The sequence below is a fragment of the Pseudoflavonifractor sp. HNCC25GI2 genome (genome assembly GCF_058136395.1).
The window spans coordinates 260,460-276,437 of sequence record NZ_JBYUOW010000002.1; the positions used below are offsets into that span (position 1 = coordinate 260,460).

Annotated in this window: 22 protein-coding genes; 12 read left to right on the plus strand and 10 right to left on the minus strand. The window is 60.5% G+C overall.

Translation table 11 applies throughout. The features are described from left to right. Positions 1–254: 254 nt before the first annotated feature. The 8 genes from AC3YUO_RS03740 to AC3YUO_RS03775 all read right to left on the minus strand — a co-directional run bounded on the left by AC3YUO_RS03740 (position 255) and on the right by AC3YUO_RS03775 (position 5,825). A complete protein-coding gene (locus tag AC3YUO_RS03740; protein ID WP_489961712.1) occupies positions 255–1,628 on the minus strand; it encodes a S1C family serine protease in 1,374 nt (457 codons plus the stop codon). 205 nt (positions 1,629–1,833) lie between these two features. Continuing rightward, a complete protein-coding gene (gene ytvI, locus AC3YUO_RS03745; RefSeq protein ID WP_489961713.1) occupies positions 1,834–2,994 on the minus strand; it encodes a sporulation integral membrane protein YtvI in 1,161 nt (386 codons plus the stop codon). Positions 2,995–3,141: 147 nt separating this feature from the next. Further along, positions 3,142–3,462: a DegV family protein gene (locus tag AC3YUO_RS03750; protein ID WP_489961714.1), complete on the minus strand. Its 321-nt coding sequence runs from the start codon at positions 3,460–3,462 to the stop codon at positions 3,142–3,144. Continuing rightward, a complete protein-coding gene (locus AC3YUO_RS03755; protein ID WP_489961715.1) occupies positions 3,420–4,004 on the minus strand; it encodes a DegV family protein in 585 nt (194 codons plus the stop codon). The genes AC3YUO_RS03750 and AC3YUO_RS03755 overlap by 43 nt, the downstream gene beginning before the upstream one ends. Before the next feature lie 128 nt (positions 4,005–4,132). After that, positions 4,133–4,342 (minus strand): DUF896 domain-containing protein, encoded by a 210-nt coding sequence (locus tag AC3YUO_RS03760; protein ID WP_489961922.1) that lies wholly within the window; start codon positions 4,340–4,342, stop codon positions 4,133–4,135. Continuing rightward, complete coding sequence (locus AC3YUO_RS03765) at positions 4,342–4,560, minus strand: DUF4177 domain-containing protein (protein ID WP_489961716.1); 219 nt, start codon at positions 4,558–4,560, stop codon at positions 4,342–4,344. The genes AC3YUO_RS03760 and AC3YUO_RS03765 overlap by 1 nt, the downstream gene beginning before the upstream one ends. Before the next feature lie 18 nt (positions 4,561–4,578). After that, positions 4,579–5,379 carry a YlmH family RNA-binding protein gene (locus AC3YUO_RS03770; protein WP_489961717.1) on the minus strand — a complete coding sequence of 267 codons (801 nt, stop codon included), beginning with the start codon at positions 5,377–5,379 and terminating at the stop codon, positions 4,579–4,581. Positions 5,380–5,498: 119 nt separating this feature from the next. Continuing rightward, positions 5,499–5,825 carry a helix-turn-helix domain-containing protein gene (locus AC3YUO_RS03775; protein ID WP_489961718.1) on the minus strand — a complete coding sequence of 109 codons (327 nt, stop codon included), beginning with the start codon at positions 5,823–5,825 and terminating at the stop codon, positions 5,499–5,501. A 143-nt stretch (positions 5,826–5,968) separates the two neighbouring features. Here AC3YUO_RS03775 and AC3YUO_RS03780 point away from each other — a divergent pair, with 143 nt between their 5' ends. Next, a complete protein-coding gene (locus AC3YUO_RS03780; protein ID WP_489961719.1) occupies positions 5,969–6,136 on the plus strand; it encodes a hypothetical protein in 168 nt (55 codons plus the stop codon). A gap of 35 nt (positions 6,137–6,171) precedes the next feature. Here AC3YUO_RS03780 and AC3YUO_RS03785 read toward each other — a convergent pair whose 3' ends face one another. Then, entirely contained in the window at positions 6,172–6,498 is a 327-nt protein-coding gene (locus AC3YUO_RS03785) for a helix-turn-helix domain-containing protein (protein ID WP_489961720.1), read from the minus strand. Between the two features lie 156 nt (positions 6,499–6,654). Between AC3YUO_RS03785 and AC3YUO_RS03790 the strand changes: the two genes are divergently transcribed. From AC3YUO_RS03790 to AC3YUO_RS03815, 6 genes are all read left to right on the plus strand, one after another. Next, positions 6,655–6,924: a hypothetical protein gene (locus tag AC3YUO_RS03790; RefSeq protein WP_489961721.1), complete on the plus strand. Its 270-nt coding sequence runs from the start codon at positions 6,655–6,657 to the stop codon at positions 6,922–6,924. A 529-nt stretch (positions 6,925–7,453) separates the two neighbouring features. Further along, positions 7,454–9,253 (plus strand): threonine--tRNA ligase, encoded by a 1,800-nt coding sequence (thrS, locus tag AC3YUO_RS03795; RefSeq protein ID WP_489961722.1) that lies wholly within the window; start codon positions 7,454–7,456, stop codon positions 9,251–9,253. A gap of 195 nt (positions 9,254–9,448) precedes the next feature. After that, positions 9,449–10,069 carry a flavin reductase family protein gene (locus AC3YUO_RS03800; RefSeq protein ID WP_489961723.1) on the plus strand — a complete coding sequence of 207 codons (621 nt, stop codon included), beginning with the start codon at positions 9,449–9,451 and terminating at the stop codon, positions 10,067–10,069. A gap of 112 nt (positions 10,070–10,181) precedes the next feature. Further along, positions 10,182–10,595: a hypothetical protein gene (locus AC3YUO_RS03805; RefSeq protein WP_489961724.1), complete on the plus strand. Its 414-nt coding sequence runs from the start codon at positions 10,182–10,184 to the stop codon at positions 10,593–10,595. 16 nt (positions 10,596–10,611) lie between these two features. Then, positions 10,612–11,172, plus strand: coding sequence for an RNA polymerase sigma factor (locus AC3YUO_RS03810; RefSeq protein ID WP_489961725.1), 561 nt, complete (start codon positions 10,612–10,614; stop codon positions 11,170–11,172). Beyond that, on the plus strand, positions 11,169–11,699 hold the full coding sequence (locus AC3YUO_RS03815) for a hypothetical protein (RefSeq protein WP_489961726.1): 531 nt from the start codon (positions 11,169–11,171) through the stop codon (positions 11,697–11,699). Before AC3YUO_RS03810 ends, AC3YUO_RS03815 begins: the two co-directional genes overlap by 4 nt. 56 nt (positions 11,700–11,755) lie before the next feature. On the opposite strand, the gene AC3YUO_RS03820 is transcribed toward AC3YUO_RS03815, so the two are convergent. Beyond that, positions 11,756–13,021, minus strand: a complete 1,266-nt coding sequence (locus tag AC3YUO_RS03820) for an HlyC/CorC family transporter (protein ID WP_489961727.1) — start codon at positions 13,019–13,021, stop codon at positions 11,756–11,758. A 480-nt stretch (positions 13,022–13,501) separates the two neighbouring features. Here AC3YUO_RS03820 and rpmG point away from each other — a divergent pair, with 480 nt between their 5' ends. The 5 genes from rpmG (at position 13,502) to rplA (ending at position 15,782) form a co-directional block, all read left to right on the plus strand. Then, complete coding sequence (gene rpmG / locus AC3YUO_RS03825) at positions 13,502–13,669, plus strand: 50S ribosomal protein L33 (RefSeq protein WP_008980220.1); 168 nt, start codon at positions 13,502–13,504, stop codon at positions 13,667–13,669. Between the two features lie 36 nt (positions 13,670–13,705). Next, on the plus strand, positions 13,706–13,996 hold the full coding sequence (gene secE / locus AC3YUO_RS03830) for a preprotein translocase subunit SecE (protein ID WP_489961728.1): 291 nt from the start codon (positions 13,706–13,708) through the stop codon (positions 13,994–13,996). An 11-nt stretch (positions 13,997–14,007) separates the two neighbouring features. Further along, positions 14,008–14,529 carry a transcription termination/antitermination protein NusG gene (gene nusG / locus AC3YUO_RS03835; protein WP_118641717.1) on the plus strand — a complete coding sequence of 174 codons (522 nt, stop codon included), beginning with the start codon at positions 14,008–14,010 and terminating at the stop codon, positions 14,527–14,529. A 121-nt stretch (positions 14,530–14,650) separates the two neighbouring features. Next, positions 14,651–15,076 carry a 50S ribosomal protein L11 gene (rplK, locus tag AC3YUO_RS03840; RefSeq protein WP_087396349.1) on the plus strand — a complete coding sequence of 142 codons (426 nt, stop codon included), beginning with the start codon at positions 14,651–14,653 and terminating at the stop codon, positions 15,074–15,076. 13 nt (positions 15,077–15,089) lie between these two features. Further along, complete coding sequence (gene rplA, locus AC3YUO_RS03845; protein WP_489961729.1) at positions 15,090–15,782, plus strand: 50S ribosomal protein L1; 693 nt, start codon at positions 15,090–15,092, stop codon at positions 15,780–15,782. Positions 15,783–15,978: the final 196 nt, after the last annotated feature.

The following is a 15,978-nucleotide window of genomic DNA, read 5'->3' on the forward strand; positions in this document are numbered from 1 at the left end:
GTCTGTTGTGATCCAAGGCCTACCCAACCACACAGAAGATGTGAAACGCCGTTTTTCCCGGCGCGGCCCCGAATCCCGGGGGCAGCTCAGCCGCCCCATAACAATCCAGAATATATTATATCCGTTTTTTTCGTCTTTGTCCACGGTTTTGGTCCTTTCTCAGGCAAAAAGCGCCTGTCCGCCGGAAATACACGGCGGACAGACGCTTTTCTTAGGAGGAAAATAAAGATAAGAAACCAAAAGGGGAATGGAATTTACCAGTTGAAGCCGCCGAAGGGCCACTGATAGTAGTAGCCGTTTCCGCTCTGACCCTGCTGGTTCTGCTGGGAGTCCTGCTGAATCTGGTTGGCGGACTCGGTCTGCTCATTCTTCTCGTCGAAGGTAATGGTGAGCTTCTGCTCCTGCTGGTTCCGGACAATGGTGAGGGTTGCGGTATCGCCGGCCTTGTAGTTGGTGGACAGGGCGGCGGTGAGGGCGGTGGAGGAGTCAATGGCGGTGTCGTCAATGGCGGTGATGATATCATCCACCTGCAGGCCGGCCTTCTGGGCGCAGGAGCCCTCGGCCACATAGCTCACGCGGGCGCCGGCGGTAATGCCGAAGCTCTGGAGCTCGTCGGACACATCCTTGACCTGGATGCCCATGTAGGGCTTACCGGTGACATAGCCGTGCTCAATGAGCTCGGTGAAGATCTCCTTCACGTCGTTGATGGGGAGGGCGAAGCCCAGGCCTTCGGCGCTGACGCCGGACTGGGATTGGGTGTACTTGGCGGAGACGATGCCCACCACGTTGCCGTAGCTGTCAAAGAGGGGGCCGCCGGAGTTGCCGGGGTTGATGGCGCAGTTGGTCTGCAGCACGTTGAGGGTGGTGGAGACGGTGTTGCCGTTGGAGTCGGTGCTGGAGGTGGTGATGAGCCGGTCCAGAGCGGAGACAATACCGTCGGTGAGGGAGTAGGTCAGCTCGCCCAGGGGGTTGCCGATGGCGTAGACCGTCTCGCCCACCACCAGCTGGTCGCTGTCGCCCAGGGTAACGGGCTGCAGGCCGGTGGCATCAATCTTGATGATAGCCACGTCGTTGTCCTGCTCGCCGCCCACCAGCTTGGCGGTATACTTGTCGCCGTTGGCGAAGGAGACCTCGATGGTGACGGAGGAGTCCTCGGCCGCGTCCTCAATGACGTGGTAGTTGGTGACGATGTAGCCGTCCTGGGTGAGCACGAAGCCCGAGCCGGAGGCGGCAGAGGTGGTGGTCTGGCCGAAGATGTTCACGGTGGTGTTCACCGTAATGCCCACGCAGGAGGCCAGGTTGGCGGCGTACAGCTGCTCGGCGGTCATGGGCTCGCCGTTATTGTTATTGACCACGGTCTGGACCTGAGGGCGCTCGCCCTCATAGACGACGGTCTCAGGCTGGTTCATCTGGGCGTAGAGGGCTGCGCCTCCCACGCCGGCTCCGCCGCCCAGCACCACGCAGGCCAGCAGCAGAGCTGCAATGCGCAAACCGGTCTTCTTCTTTTTGGGGCCTTTTCCGGGTTCAACAGGGCCGCCGGTTGTGGGAATGGGGTCGGTGTAATCACCGAAGCTGCCCCGATAACCATCATTTTCACTATTGTAGAAATTGAATTCGTTGTTCTCCATAATTCCTACGCTCCTTTGCTTACAACCGGGCCTGTGGAGGTCCGGCTCCTTTTTACAGTGCCTATCTTAACGCCGAAATATGAAAAAATCGTGAAGAAAAAAACACGCTTTTTTGAACTTTCCCAAAATAAACTTTGACCGTGCCGAAAAACGAGGCTGTCCGCCGGCCAAACGCCCTGCGGACAGCCTTGTTTGCTCCGCCCCTTCAGTCCTTGGGCGGGTGGTGGGAGAGGATGGCGGCGGTGTCCCGTGCGGCGGCGGCCAGGTCCAGCCGCAGCCCATGGAACATGCCCATTCCCGCCAGATTCAGCAGCACCAGAAGGCAGATGGGGCCCAGAATCATGCCCAGGACCCCCGCCACCTTCATGCCCACATAGATACTCACCAGCGAGAGGATGGGGGACAGCCCCGTCTGGTCGCCCACAAACTTGGGCTCCATCACCCGGCGGAACAGGGCGATGACGCCCCAGATGGCCATAAGCTCAATGGCGGTCTGAAAGTCCCGGGTAAAGAGGGCAATAGCTGCCCAGGGGACCATGACGGTGCCCGCACCCACAATGGGGATAAAATCCAGGATGGCCAGCCCCAGGGCCAGCAGCAGGCCGTAGGGCTGCCGGATGAGCAGAAATCCGCCCAGCAGAATAAAGAACACGCCCACGGACAGGAGAAGCTCCGCCTTCAGGTAGCCGCCGAAGGCCCCAAGGGCGGTGGAGCGGACCTGGCGGCAGAAGTGCAGCAGGTTATCCCCCATGCTCTGGGCTGCCCGGGAGCGCAGATAGGGGTAGTCGGCGGTGAGGAAGTAGGTGGCCATGAGGAAGATGACCAGGGCAATGACAAAGGAGGGTACACCCATGGCCTTGGTGGTGGTGTAGTCCACCAGGGTGTTGAGCAGATTAGGGGTGGCGGTGGACAGCCATTCCAGCAGCCCGTCGATCACCGACTGCACCGTCTCGTTCAGCTGGGGCGGCACCAGGGTCCACAGGCGGGCAAACAGCTCCTCCGTCTGGTCCAGGGCCCCCTGGAGGCCGTCCAGCAGCCCCTGCCAGTTCTGGGCCAGGGAGACCAGCTCGTTGGCGGCGGCATAGCCCAGAAATCCGATGGCCGCGCCCAGCGCGCCGAACACCAGCACCAGCAGAAGCCCAGTCAGAACGGGCCGGGACAGGCCCAGGCGGCGCTGGAACCACTTCACCAGAGGGTTGAGCAGCGCCGCGGTCACCAGCGCGGCAAGAAAGGGCGCAAACAGGGACAGCAGTGTAGGGCCGAACAGGGCCAGCAGCACCACCGTGACAACGGTCAGAACCAGACGGATTCCCAGCCGGAACCACAGCCAGCCCCGCTCCCGCCAGGTCAGTTGTCCGGGATTCATGAGACAGTCCTCCTCCATGTGTGTCTTGTGTATTGTGTCCAGCATACCACAAAAAAGATGAATAAAATGTAAAACCTGTCCCGCTCCAAATTAAAACTCTATTAAAAAGCGGCTGGCCGGGGACAGTCCCCGGCCAGCCGGCACAAATCAGGTCCAGTATACGACCCCCACGAGGTTGGGGCCGGCGTTGATGGCGATGACGCCGCCGATGTGGTACTCCATGGCAGGCTCCTGGCCCAGGGCGTGGACCGCCGCCTCGTGGAGCTTGTCCGACTGTACGTCGTTGTTGCCCCGGATGAGCAGGTAGGGGCTGTCGGGACGGCGCTCCTTCTGGCACAGGTCCAGCAGGGTGGGGATGACGTTCTTCTCCCCCCGCACCTTGGTGAGGATCTTGGAGTCCCCGTTCTCAAAGGTCATAATGGGCTTCAGGCCCAGGGCGTCGCCCACAAAGGCGGCCGCGGCGGGCACCCGGCCCGACTTCTTGGCAAAGCGCAGGTCCAGGGGGCGAACACCACCCGCACCCGGTCGATCCAGTCCTGGATAAAGGCCACAATCTCCCCGGCCTCTTTCCCCTCGGCCGCCATCTTGGCGCCCTCCACCACGGGGTAGCCGTAGCACATGGTATAAGTACGGGAGTCGATGATGTGGATATGGAAGGTCTCCTTGGCCTCGGGGTGGTCCTCGAAGAATTCGTCCCGGGCCTGAATGGCATTCTGATAGGTGGCCGAGCCCTTGGAGTTGATGGAGGTGTGGATGAGGTCGGTGTACCCCTCCTCCCAGGCCTGCTCAAAGCACTCCTGGAACAAAAAGGCGGTCAGCTGGGCGTGGGTGGGAATCTGGGGGGCCGCCAGAAGCATGCCGTAAAACTCCTCGGGGGTAAAGTCCACGCCGTCCCGGTACTCCTTGTCTCCCATGGCGATGGGGAAGGGAAGTACCTGGATGTGCAGCTCCTCCCGGAGAGCGGCGGGAATATCAGCGGCGGAATCAGTCAAAAATTTAATGTGAGCCATAGTGGCCTCCTTCATTAATATATGGAACTGCCTTTCCTGGGAAAGGGCGGTCTCTGCCGCAACATGGCCATTATCCCAGAAAGCCGCGTCCTTGTCAATGCGGGAAGGCGTTCCGAGTCTCTCCAGATTCAGGGCTTTTTGGGCCGGAGAGGACGGCGGCTGCCGTCGGGGTACTGGATGATGGTGCTGTTGAGCTGGGCGGTGAGGCTCTTCTTGTAGGCCTCAATGTATTCCCGCCGCAGGGTGTCCCGCTCGGCAATTTCCTCCGGGGTCAGTCCCTCGGGGGTCTTGGCCTTCCGGGCCAGGATGTTAATCCGTTCGATTTTTTCCTTTGTCATCATGGCGTCTGTGCCTCCCGCTCAAAAATCAAGTCAATGCGGTCAATCTGTCCGGTGGCCCGCTGGGTGGTGGGCAGCCAGCCCACATAGCGCCAGCCCTCCGCCGCCCGCTGGGCGATGATCTCCCGGTGCCCGCTGGTGTCGATGCGCACGCCCCCAAAGAGGCTGTATCCCGTTCCCCAGTCGGTATCCAGGGAGACAAAGTCGTATTCCAGCATGCCGCTCCGCTCCTTTTCTCAAATATACCGCTCCAGCACCAGCATGGTGCGGCCCTTTTTGGACTGGCCGGGGACCTCCTTCACCACGCACTTGCCCAGACCCCGGCAGGTGAGCACGTCCCCCTCCTCAATCAGCTTGTCCCCTTTCAGGCACTCCCGGTGGTTGACGGCCACCTTGCCCGCGGAGATGTAGGCGGCGGCCTTGGATCGGGACAGGGAGAAGCCCGCTCCCAGCACCGCGTCCAGCCGGGGGGAGGCCACCGTGTCCCGGATGGTCTTCACCTGCACCGGGGCGGGGGTGAGCTGGTCCAGGGGAATCTCTTTGAGGCGCACCTTGTACCGCCCGGCTCCCTCCCACTGGGAGAGGAGAATGGGCAGCGCCTCCCGCAGGGCCACCACCTGGCAGCGGCCCGGACCGGGCAGCAGGATGTCCCCCAGCTTTTCCCGGGTCAATCCCAGGCCCATGAGGGAGCCCAGAATGTCCCGGTGTCCCAGGGAGGCCTCGGCGGGGAAGGCGGCCTCCAGGGCCCCCAGCGGCCCCTCCGGGTCGGCGACGGCATCGTCCTCCTCCTGCCAGTCGGGGAGAAAGAGGCACACCTGCCGCTCCGCCCCCTCATAGCCCCCCCAGAACCGGTGGCGGGGGTGTCCCCAGGCGGCAAGCAAATCGGATACCGAGGCCTGCTCCCCCGGAGAGAGAAAGGGAGTGTGGGCGGGGACGCCCCGGTCCTGGGCCAGCTCCAGCTTGTCCAGCGCCCGGGCCAGCAGCACCCGCTCCTCGCCGCTGCGGGCGCAGCGGTCCAGCAGCTCCTTTTTGTTCAAGCGCTCCTCCCCTTTCCAAAATCGTATGACCAGTATATGCGAGCCCCGCCGCCCTTGTCAATGGCGGAAGGACAGCAGAAAGGCAGCCGTCCTACGGACGGCTGCCCGAAAAATGCACCTTACAGCTTCTGCCCGGACACCCAGGTAATAAAGCGGTCGGCCAGCTCCAGCTGCTTTGGGTCCAGCCCCCGCAGCTTTTCGGCCACATCCTTCCAAGCCTCGTCGTGTCTGCGCACCGAGCCCACCAGAAATTCGTCGGGGGTGGTGTCCAGGGCGATGGCCAGACGCATAATCAGTTCGGTGGAGGGGATGGAGTTGCCCCGCTCCACATTGGACAGATATTTATAGGCCATGTCCGCCCGCTCTTCCACCTCGCTCTGGGTCAGCCCCAGTTCCTTTCTCCGGCGGGCAATGTGTCTGCCAATCTGTTTGTAATCCAGTTCCATGTCCACCACTCCTTTTCTCCTTTTATGTTATGGAACTGGATGCTTAATCAAACATAATTAGAAGTGGTTTCCATCTTGACATACAGAAAATCCGTGTTTAAAATTGAATTACTTCTTATAGCACGAAAAGGAGGCGTCCCGGCATGTACCAAAAGATGTACTACACCCTCTTCAACGCCATTACCACGGCTCTGGGCCAGCTGGAGCGGGGTGCCGTCCCGGCGGCCGTTCTTACGCTGAAAACCGCCCAGATGGACGCCGAGGACCTGTTTCTTGACGGGGAAGAACCAGAAGACGGCCACTGCCCGTAATGGACAGCCGCCGCCCTGCTTTTCCGGTTTTCCGGTTATTTAAACTGAGAGACCCAGGAAATAAAGGAGTCTGCCATGTCCAGCTGCTCCTGGTTCAGCCCCCGCAGCTTTTCCGCTACATTCTTCCAGCTTTCCACATCTTCCCTGCGTGCCGCCCCGGCCAAAAGCTCGTCCGGTGTGGTATCCAGCGCCCGACAGATGCGGACAAAGACCTCCAGGCTGGGGATGGACTTGGCCCGTTCTATGTTGGAGAGATAGTTGCTGTTGATGTCACACCGTTCACACACCTGAATCTGTTTGAGCCCGAGGGCACGCCTGCGCGCCGCAATCCGCTGCCCGATCTGCCGATAATCCAGAGCCATAGCCTCACCCCTTAATGTCCTATTCTTTTTTCTTTTTATTGTATTACTTTCCTCTTCTGGAAAAATAATCTATAAGTTGTTTTTACACTTGACAAGGTAATTTTTGGAGATTATAGTTGCTTTATATACTTTTAAGTCGAATTGAGAGAGTTTAATATGAGTACTTCCCATCCGGAACTGCTGGAATATCTGGCCAGCCTGGTAAACTGCGAATACATCTCCGACCTGCGCTGCCGGGTGCCTGCCGCCGCCGTGGGACGTGCCCTGGGCTCCATCCCCGCCGGGGACTTTCCCGAGGAGCAGTGGCGTGAAACCGCCTCCTACCTCACGGGTGAGGACTGTACCGGGAAAAACCGGGAGAGCTGCCGGCAGACGCTGCTGGATTCTTACCCCGCCCGGGGCAAGAAAAATAGTTCCCGCCCTTGACACCGGCCGCGCCGGGTGATATAGTGTCTGCGTAAAATGGCGCAGACGGAGAAGAGGCCGCGTCTGCCGCGCTCAGAGAGGGGCATGCTTGGTGTGATTGCCCCGCGCAGGTATGCGGCCGGTACCACTCCTGAGCCGCTGGCGAATGCAGAATGCAGAATGCAGAATGCAGAATGGGTTTTCCCCCCTCTGCCCTGTGCTCTCCTTCGGCAGAAAGCCGGGCCGGGTCCTCCCGTTACAGAGGTCACAAGCGACGGCTTTTTGTTTGCCGTAAGCAGGGTGGAACCGTGGAGCATCAGAGCGCGGAAAATAGACACGCAGGGAAGCTTGGAGCAAAGCGAGGGCGCGAAACCAAGGCCGCCGCAGGCGGGCTGTTTCAAGTCCGAGTCGGAGCGAAAGCGACCCGGCCGCGTGTCCAATTTGCAGCGTGACTAGGATACGATGCCTCACCCCTGACACACCATCAGGGGTGGGGCATTTTTTGTTTGCCTTCCGCCCCGGAAACGAATCTGCGAGGAGGTCTTTTATCATGTCCGAAGAAGTGAAAAACGAGTTTACGTTCGAAAATCCCGAGTACCGCAAGACCTATTGGCACACCTGCTCCCACGTCCTGGCCCAGGCCATGAAGCGCCTGCACCCCGATGTGAAGCTGGCCATCGGTCCCGCCATTGAAAATGGCTTCTACTATGACTTTGACACCCCCCGCCCCTTCACCCCCGAGGACCTGGAGGCCCTGGAGGCTGAGATGCGGAAGATCTGCAAGGAGAAGCTGAAGCTGGAGCGCTTTGAGCTGCCCCGGGCCGAGGCCCTGAAGCTGATGGAGGAGAAGGAGGAGCCCTACAAGGTGGAGCTCATCAACGACCTCCCCGAGGACGCGGTCATCTCCTTCTACAAGCAGGGCGAGTTCACCGACCTGTGCGCCGGCCCCCACCTGGACTCCACCGGCCGCATCAAAGGCAACGCCGTCAAGCTCACCAGCGCCACCGGCGCCTACTGGCGTGGCGACTCCAGCCGCAAGATGCTCCAGCGCATCTACGGCGTGGCCTTCCCCAAGAAGGATGAGCTGGACGAGTACCTGGCCAAGCAGGCCGAGGCGCTGAAGCGGGACCACAACAAGCTGGGCCGCGAGCTGGAGTACTTCACCACCGTGGACGTCATCGGCCAGGGCCTGCCCGTGCTGCTGCCCAAGGGTGCCCGCGTGGTTCAGCTGATGCAGCGCTGGATTGAGGACACCGAGCAGAAGCGGGGCTACCTGCTGACCAAGACCCCCCTTATGGCCAAGCGGGACCTCTACAAGATCTCCGGCCACTGGGACCACTACCTGGACGGCATGTTCATCCTGGGCGACCCCTATGACGAGACCAAGGAGTGCTTCGCCCTGCGTCCCATGACCTGCCCCTTCCAGTATCAGGTCTTCCTGAACCGCCAGCGCTCCTACCGCGACCTGCCCATGCGCCTGGGTGAGACCTCCACCCTGTTCCGCAACGAGGACTCCGGTGAGATGCACGGCCTCATCCGTGTCCGCCAGTTCACCATCTCCGAGGGCCACCTCATCCTCCGCCCCGATCAGCTGGAGGAGGAGTTCAAGGGCTGCCTGGACCTGGCCAAGTACTGCCTGGATACCCTGGGCCTGCTGGACAAGTGCACCTTCCGCTTCTCCCAGTGGGACCCCGCCAACCCCAACAACAAGTACGAGGGTACCGCCGAGCAGTGGGAGCATGCCCAGAGCGTCATGGCCCAGATCCTGAAGGACCTGGACGTGGAGTACACCATCGGCATCGACGAGGCCGCCTTCTACGGCCCCAAGCTGGACATCCAGTACAAGAACGTCTACGGCAAGGAGGACACCCTGGTCACCATCCAGATCGACATGCTCCTGGCCGAGAAGTTCGGCATGTACTACATTGACGAGAACGGCGAGAAGAAGCTGCCCTACATCATCCACCGCACCTCCATGGGCTGCTACGAGCGCACTCTGGCCTACCTCATCGAGGAGTACGCCGGCGCTCTGCCCACCTGGCTGGCTCCCGAGCAGGTCCGCTTCCTCCCCGTCACCGACCGCGCCGCCGACTACTGCGCCGACCTGGCCCGCAAGCTCTCCGACCAGGGCTACCGGGTTGAGGTGGACTATCGCAACGAGAAGATCGGCAAGAAGATCCGCGAGGCCCAGCTGGACAAGGTCCCCTATATGCTGGTCATCGGCGACCGGGATATGGAAAACGGCACCGTCTCCCCCCGCCACCGCGCCGACGGCGATCTGGGCGCCATGTCCTTCGAGGACTTTGCCGCCCTGCTCAAGGACGTGGTGGACTCCAAGGCCAAGAAGTAATTCCACCTTATCTGTGCATAACCGGTCCGTCTCAGGGAACGCTGAGACGGACCGGTTTCTTGTTCTTAAGAAATAAATAAGAATTATTCTCATTTTCTTCTGGACTTCTGCCCCAACCTGTGCTATGCTTCAAACAGAAGAAAGCACACCATTCCGCCGCCCTTCGGGGCCGCTGTTTTGAGGAGGAACTCCGCCATGAAAAATCCCAAGGCTATGTATGCCCTGAGCTATGGCCTGTTTGTGCTCTCCGCCCGCCAGGGGGAGAAGGACAACGGCTGCATCATCAACACCGCCATGCAGGTCACCACCGAGCCCAACCGCATCATCATCACCGTCAACAAGAGCAACTATACCCACGATATGGTGCTGGCCACCGGCCGCTTCACACTGTCCGTCCTGTCCGAGAAGGCGGAGTTTTCCACCTTCCAGCGCTTCGGCTTCCAGTCGGGCCGGGATGTGGACAAGTTTGCCGGCTTTGAGGAGCACGCCGTCCGGGGGGACAACGGCATTCTCCGGGTGACCAAGGGCGTCTGCGCCTGGCTCAGCGCCAAGGTGGTTTCCACCATCGACCTGGGCACCCACACCCTGTTCCTGGCCGATGTGGAGGACGGAGACGTGCTGAACTCCGATCCCGCCGTCACCTACACCTACTATCAGGCCAACATCAAGCCCAAGCCCCAGGCCGCCGCTCCCTCGGAGAAGAAGCGCTGGGTGTGCGTGGTGTGCGGCTATGTGTACGAGGGCGATTTCCTCCCCGAGGACTTCATCTGCCCCTGGTGCAAGCACCCCGCCTCTGATTTTGAGCCCCTGCCCTGATGAAACTCCCATTTTCCGCCGGAAGCTTCCTTCCGGCGGAATTTTTTTGCACATTTTGCGCAACCAACCGCTCCGCTGTGCGTCTAATGGAACAGAGAGGAGGCAAACCGCCGTGGGAAAACGAATTATGGTAATTTTGGCCGGACTGGCTCTTGCCCTGGGGCTTCTCATATGGTACGTTTTTTTCCGGGGAGGCCGCCCCTTTGCCAGTCTGGAGGCAGGCGACCTCCGGTCCGCCTCGGTCCGCCTGTCTCCCCCGGATGTGACGCTGGAACTGACGGGGGCGGAGCGGGAGGAGCTGGCGGGGCTCCTTCAAATGGCGGTCACCCACCGCCGGGATGACAGCTGGCGGGAGTACGCTGGCCAGGGCGTGACCTACACCCTGGAGTTTACCGACGGCACCGTCCGCACGGTAACGGAATTTTATCCCTTTTTAATTGTGGACGGGGTGGGCTACCGGGCGTCTCACGACCCCTGCCAGGCCTTGAGCCAATTTGGAAACCGAATTTTGTCGGCGCGCGGATAGGGAGAGGAGGTTCCCTGTGGAAGACAGCATGATTGTGGATCTGTACTGGGCCCGCTCGGAGCAGGCCATCGAGGAGAGCGACCGGAAATACGGCCGCTACTGCCTGTCCATCGCCCGGAGCATTGTGGAGCTGGAGGAGGATGCGGAGGAGTGCGTCAACGACACCTGGCTGCGCTCCTGGAACGCCATGCCGCCCCAGCGTCCGGGGGTGCTCTCCGCCTTTTTCGGCAAAATTACCCGGAACCTGTCCCTGGACCGGTGGCGGAAAAACCGGGCGGCCAAGCGGGGCGGCAGCCAAGTGGAGGTGGCCCTGCTGGAGCTGGAGGACTGCCTGCCCGACCGGAACACCCCGGAGCGGCAGCTGGAGGCGGCGGAGACCGCCCGGATTATCTCTGACTTTCTGAGAAATCAGCCGGAGCTGGACCGGACCTTATTTGTGCGGCGGTACTTCCATCTGGACTCGCTGGAGAAGCTGCAGGCCCGCTTCGGTCTCACCGAGGGCCAGGTGAAGTCCCGGCTCTACCGCACCCGCAAACGGCTGAAGCACATTCTGGAGGAGGAGGGAGCCGGCCTATGACATCGGAGCATTTACTGGAGGCTATGGGCCTTCTGGATGACGACCTCATTCTCCAGGCGGAGCGGTCCCCCGCCCGGAGGCCCGTCCCCTGGCAGCAGTGGCTGGGGCTGTGCGCCTGTCTGGCCCTGGTGTTCCTTGTGGGCCGGGGCATGGTGGAAAACTGGAGCGGCAGCAGCAACACCTCCAGCGGAGCGTCGGCCAGCACCTCCGCCGGGGCTGGGGAGTCCTCCGGTGATGTGGGAAGTGTCGGCGCCTCCTCTGGTTCCACCGCTCTCCCGGACGGCTCTGTCTACATTCTTGTGGAAAACCGGAGCTACCTCTCCACCGGAGAGACCGTCCCGGAGCTGCCCACCGGAGCAGAGGAACTGGGCGTTCTGTCGGCGGTTGAGGATGGCGTCTCTTCTCCCAGCACCAATGGAGCGGAGTATGTGGGCTGTACCCTCTATGCCGGGACGGACGGGCTGCTGTATGTCCAGTCTGACCAGGGGGACTATGCGGTCTTTGCCCTGGCGGAGCCCTCCCCTTGAGCCTTATGAAAAAACGCAGGCCCGCGCAAATGCGCGGGCCTGCGTTTTTAAATCCATTATTTTTCCGTTTTTTCCTGGTCCTCCATGACCTGGACCTGAATTTCCAGCACCCGGCGGTGCTCCACCTTGGTGACGGTGACGTCCAGACCCTCGGCCTGGAAGTGATCGCCCTCCTCGGGCACCCGGCCCACCTGCTCCATTACCCAGCCGGAGACGGTGGCCGCGTCGCACTCTCCCTTCACCTGGAACAGGTCGTACATGTCGTCCAGGTCGGCGGAGCAGGCGATGAGATAGCTGCCGTCGGACTGCTTCTGGAAGGTCTCGATGACCTCGTCATGCTCATCCCAGATTTCGCCCACCAGCTCCTCCAGGATGTCCTCCAGAGTGGCGATGCCCTCGGTGCCGCCGTACTCGTCCACCACCACGGCCATGTGGGCCTTATTCTTCTGCAGGATCCGCAGAAGCTCGGAAATCTTGGTGTTGCCGGTGGTGTAGAAGACGGGGGCCTTCAGGTTCTTCAGCATGGTCTCGCCCCGGTAGCGGGCGGCATAGAAGTCCTTCTCGTGGATAACGCCCACGATGTTGTCAATGGTCTCATGGTAAATGGGAATGCGGGAATAACCGCTCTCCACAAACAGGGAGGCCATCTCCTCCATGGAGCTGTCCTCCTCGGCGGCCACCAGATCCACCCGGGGGGTGAGAATCTCGGAGACCTCCAAATCATTGAACTCGATAGCGTTGCGGATGAGGTCGCTCTCGTGCTCGTCCAGACCGCCCTCGGTCTCGGCCTGGTCCACCATGCCCACAAGCTCCTCCTCGGTGATGCCGTCGCCGCCGCTGTTGCGGATAACCATAGACAGCAGCCGCTTCCACTGGCCGAACAGGAAGTTCAGAGGCGCCAGCACCAGCAGGAACAGCCGCAGGAGGGGAGTGGCAAACATGGCCCAGCTCTCCGGGTGCTCCTTGGCCAGGCTCTTGGGGGACACCTCGCCGAAGATGAGGATGACCACCGTCAGCACAATGGCGGACACCGTGGGGCCCCGGAGGTCATCAATGAGCTTGATGAACAGCACCGCGCCGATGGTGGTGGCCACGTTGTTGACAATGTTGTTGCCGATGAGGATGGTGGACAGCAGCTTGTCGTAGTCCTCCGCCAAAGCTAGGGTCTTGGCCGCCCGCCGGTCGCCGGCGTCCGCCTTGGTACGCAGGCGGATGCGGTTGAGGGAGGTGAAGGCCGTCTCGGTGGCGGAGAAGTAGGCGGACATGGCCACCAGGAAGATAAGTGCGACAATCATGCCTATACTGGCACTGTCAAGTTCCATGTGGAAAATATCAACTCTGCTTTCTTCTTAAAATTAAACACATAATATTATGTATTTGGTCTGGAGTATATCATACCTTTTCCGGGAATGCAACGGATTTTCCCGGGCAAAAGGCTGGATTTTCGCCTTCCGGCGCAATTTTATCAGGAATTTAACACAAAAAAGGCCAAAAAAAGACTTGACTGCCCTCTGTAACCTGTGGTATAGTAATTCTACCTGTGAAAAGGGGCTTTTTTGTCGTGCGCATTTTTACGGTGTCTGCGCCCGAACCCCTCCCCCATATGAGGACACAGGGAGGCAATCGGCCGGACCCCACCGTAGCGTCTGACACTGGTATTGTGTCCTTGCGTCGCTGGATCCGGCCTGCGGGCTGAATCCGGCGTTTTGCTTTTTTCGGCACTCGCCCGTGTTTTTGACCCGACCACACGGCGGCCCACCACCGGGACGGACCGCCCAACTTTAAAAGGAGGTGCCGAACAAATGGCAAGCAAGGCCGGCGCGCGCATCAAGATCACCCTGCGGTGCTCTGAGTGCAAGCAGAGAAACTACAACACCATGAAGAACAAGAAGAATACCCCTGACCGCCTGGAGCTGAACAAGTATTGCCCCTTCTGCAGAAAGCACACGGTCCACAATGAGACCAAGTAATTGGGTCTCTCAGGCTGAAAGGAAAGAAGGGTAACAATGGCTGAAAACGAAAAGCTGGAGCAGACCACTCCGTCTGGCTCTGACAAGGCCGCCAAGGCCAAAAAGGACAAGAAGTCCGACAAGAAGCCCGGTTTCTTCGCCCGCATCGGCAAGTGGCTCAAGGAGATGAAGGTCGAGCTGAAGAAGGTCCAGTGGCCCACCCGCAAGCAGACGGTCAACAATACCCTGATCGTAATTGCCTGCGTGATCGTGGTGGGTGTGTGCATCTGGATTTTCGACTACCTGGCCGGCAGCGTCATCGACATCATCATTAATCTGCTGGGTTAAGGGTGACGGACATGGCTGACAACGCGAATTGGTATGTGGTGCACACCTATTCCGGCTATGAGAATACGGTGAAGGCCACCATCGAGAAGTATGTGGAAAACCGGAACATGCGGGATTTGATTCATGAAATCAGCATCCCCATGGAGACGGTCACCGAAATTACCGACAACGGCCCCAAGGACGTGGAGCGCAAGGTATTCCCCGGCTACGTGCTGGTGAAGATGGTCATGAACGACGAGACCTGGCACGTCATCCGTAACATCCGGGGCGTCACCGGCTTTTTGGGCGAGGGAAACAAAGCCATCCCTCTGTCCGACGCCGATGTGGCCGCTCTGGGCGTAGAGAAGCGGGAAGTCGTGGTCAGCTATCAGGTGGGCGACAGCGTGCGCATCACCGACGGCGCCCTGGAATCCTTCCTGGGCACTGTGGAGGAAATCGACCTGGACCGCAGCAAGGTCCGCGTGGTGGTGTCCATGTTCGGACGCGAGACCCCCGTGGAGCTGGAGCTGGACCAGGTGGAGCCCGCCAACTGAGTTTTCCCGCATTGCGTTTCCCCGCGGCCTAAAGAGGCCGCCCAACGTGGGAGGGACAAAAAAGTCCCGCCAATGGGCCTCCGGCCCAACCAAACCACATTTATAATGGAGGTGCTCTTTCGTGGCACAGAAAGTAACTGGATATGTAAAACTGCAGATTCCCGCCGGCAAGGCAACCCCCGCCCCCCCTGTTGGTCCCGCTCTGGGCCAGCACGGCGTGAACATTGCCGCCTTCACCAAGGAGTTCAATGAGCGCACCAAGAACGACGTGGGCATGATCATCCCCGTCATCATCACCGTGTACGCCGACCGCTCCTTCACCTTCGTGACCAAGACTCCCCCCGCTGCCGTCCTTATCAAGAAGGCCTGCAACATCGAGTCCGGCTCCGGTGTGCCCAACAAGACCAAGGTGGCCACCATCAGCAAGGAAGACGTGCGCAAGATCGCCGAGACCAAGATGCCCGACCTGAACGCCGCCAGCGTCGAGGCCGCCATGAGCATGATCGCCGGTACTGCCCGCTCCATGGGCGTCGTCGTGGGCGAGTAAGGAGGGTGCAGAAATGTTTAGAGGCAAGAAATATCAGGACAGCGTCAAGAAGATTGACAAGAATACTCTGTATGACACCAACGAGGCCATGGGCCTGGTCGTAGAGACCGCCACCGCCAAGTTCGACGAGACCGTCGAGCTGCACGTGAAGCTGGGCGTTGACTCCCGTCACGCTGACCAGCAGGTCCGCGGCGCCATCGTGCTGCCCCACGGCACCGGCAAGACCCAGCGCGTGCTGGTCTTCGCCAAGGCCGGCAAGGCTGACGAGGCCCGTGCCGCCGGCGCCGACTACGTAGGCGAGATGGATCTGGTGGAGAAGATCCAGAAGGAAAACTGGTTCGACTTCGACGTGGTCGTGGCCACCCCCGATATGATGGGTGTTGTGGGCCGTCTGGGTAAGGTTCTGGGCCCCAAGGGCCTGATGCCCTCCCCCAAGGCCGGCACCGTCACCATGGACGTGACCAAGGCCGTCAACGAGATCAAGGCCGGTAAGGTGGAGTATCGTCTGGACAAGACCAACATCATCCACTGCCCCATCGGCAAGGTCTCCTTCGGTGCTGAGAAGCTGGCCGAGAACTTCAACGCCATCATGGGCGCCATCATCAAGGCCAAGCCCGCCGCTGCCAAGGGTCAGTATATCAAGAGCTGCACCGTGGCCGCCACCATGGGCCCCGGCATCAAGATTAACGGTGCTAAGCTGGCCTAAGAAGCGCCGGATTCCCGAGCAGGGGAGCTAAGGACAAAGCGGATGGGCAAAGCCCAGGACTGCCGCAGGCAGGCCGGGTTTGCCCGGAGTCGGCGGACTTAGCGACCCGGCCGTGAGGGAACAGAGGCGTGACAAAAAGCGTCTGAGCCGTTGCGAGCAGCACGGATGGACCGGAGCGAGGTCTGCAAACCAGGAT